Origin of the sequence: Streptomyces calidiresistens, from assembly GCF_014141525.1 — a bacterium.
GTDB classification, from domain to species: domain Bacteria; phylum Actinomycetota; class Actinomycetes; order Streptomycetales; family Streptomycetaceae; genus Streptomyces; species Streptomyces calidiresistens.
The window spans coordinates 1-1,791 of record NZ_VKHS01000974.1 but is presented as its reverse complement, the minus strand read 5'-3'; the positions used below and the strand labels follow the sequence as shown (position 1 = coordinate 1,791).

The 1,791-nt window shown below is 76.8% G+C and carries 2 protein-coding genes and 1 pseudogene; 2 read left to right on the top strand and 1 reads right to left on the bottom strand.

All coding sequences use genetic code 11. The features are described from left to right. Window positions 1-19 precede the first annotated feature (19 nt). Together FOE67_RS24660 and FOE67_RS24655 are read left to right on the top strand one after the other, a co-directional pair. A complete protein-coding gene (locus FOE67_RS24660; protein ID WP_182667033.1) occupies window positions 20-463 on the top strand; it encodes a YchJ family protein in 444 nt (147 codons plus the stop codon). Window positions 464-565: 102 nt separating this feature from the next. Continuing rightward, entirely contained in the window at window positions 566-808 is a 243-nt protein-coding gene (locus FOE67_RS24655; RefSeq protein WP_182667032.1) for a hypothetical protein, read from the top strand. A gap of 841 nt (window positions 809-1,649) precedes the next feature. Here the strand turns inward: FOE67_RS24655 and FOE67_RS30885 are convergent. Beyond that, a pseudogene (locus FOE67_RS30885) lies at window positions 1,650-1,791 on the bottom strand (helix-turn-helix domain-containing protein); the annotation flags it as partial.

Here is a 1,791-nt window from a genome sequence, read left to right as displayed (position 1 = left end):
GGTATGCGCACAATGGGGCATGTCCACGACCGGTTCCCCCTCCTCCGGTGCCGCCCGCCCGCCGCGCCCGTGCCCCTGCGGGGCCGTCACCGGCGGGACGGCCGCGACCTACGACGCCTGCTGCGGACCCGCGCACCGGGCCGAGTCGATCCCCGCGACCCCGGAGCGCCTGATGCGCTCGCGCTACAGCGCCTTCGCCCTGGGCGACGTCCCCTACCTGACCCGCACCTGGCACCCCACCACCCGACCCGCCCGGGTGGACCCCGACCCCGCGCTGCGCTGGGAACGGCTGGAGGTGCTCGCCACCGACGGGGGAGGCCCCTTCCACGCGGGTGACGAGGCGACGGTCGAGTTCCGGGCGCACTGGCGGCAGGGCCCGCACACCGGAACGCTGCACGAGGTGAGCCGGTTCCGCCGGGTCGCCGGCCGGTGGTACTACCTGGACGGCGACATCCGGGAGTGACCCGGTGGGACCTCCCCGGGTTGCCGGTCGAGGGGATCCCGGGACGGTGGGAGACACCGTTCGGGGTGGCCGTCACCCCGTCGAACGATCCGGAGGGTCCTCGTGATCGTCAAGAAGCTGCACGAAGTCGGCGTGCGCAGCGAGCACGCCTACACCGCCGCCTTCGCCTCCATCGGCCTGTCCTTCCTCTCCTGGGCCACCTCGCTGAAGGCCGAGGCCGCCGGCCTGGACCGTGCCGACCGGTGGGGCATCTTCATCGGCGAGTGGGCGCCGACCTTCTTCGGGCTGGGCCTGGCGCTGGCCCGGTACGAGGAGAGCCCCGAGCCCTCGGAGACGGAGGTCTGAGCGCCGGAGGTCGACCGGGGACGGGACGCGGGAGGGATCTCCCCGGCGGAGGACTCTCCCGCGGGGCCCCGGAAGACGGCCGCCACGGCGATCCGGGACCCGCACCGCCCCCGGGGAGCGGTCGGATCGGTGCGAACCGGAGCGGGCAGCGCGTTCCGTCGGACCGGGGTCCGGGAACGCCGTGACCCGGGGGAGCGGTCGTCCACGGGCACCCGCGCCGCCCCTCGTCCCGCCGTGGAGGCGCAACGACCGAGGGCCCTCGACGAGTACGGGATCCCCGGCTCCCCGGCCCCGCCCGACCCGGGCCGGGCGGTCGGGTCGGCCCGCCGGTTGTGCGACGTGCCGGCGGCGGTGGTCGACATCATCGGGGCCGAGGAGCACCACCGGATCGCCGCGATCGTCCCGGACCCGGTCGGTTGCGCCCGGGACGTTTCGATGTGCGCGCACCTCCCGGGCGGGCCCGCGCCGGTGATCCCGGGGGACGCGGCCCTCGATCCCCGGTTCGCGGAGCATCCCTTCGGCACCGGTGCCATCGCCCGGGTGCGTTTCCGCGCCTCCTCCCGGTTGCGCGGCCCCCGGGGGCACCGCCGGGATCCGGCGGACCCCTTCCCGCGCGCCCCGGCGGACGGGAGGACGGGGCCCGGACGATCCACCGGCCCGACGTGCGAGGACCGACAGGTCGTGATGGGCTGGGATCGCGGGCGGGGTCGTCCGGCCGGGAGGCGGCGATCCGCCACCCCCGGATGCCCGGATCCGGGCGCGGCCGGTGACGGGGCCGCGCCCGGGAGGGGCGCCGGGGACGAGGAGGTCTCCCGACGGATCCCCATGGCGAACCGGTGGCGGCCCCGCCCGCACGGCGGGCGAGTTCCAGCGTGGGGCGGGCGCCGCACGCCCGCTCGATCTGGGTGATCCGCGAGTCGACCACGTAGGCCCGGCGACCCAGCTCGGCCTGGGTCAGCCCGGCCGCCGTGCGGAGTTTGCGC

Bases quoted from the DNA above. Each gene is read 5' to 3' on its own strand.
- FOE67_RS24660 (WP_182667033.1), top strand. From the start codon at position 20: ATGTCCACGACCGGTTCCCCCTCCTCCGGTGCCGCCCGCCCGCCGCGC.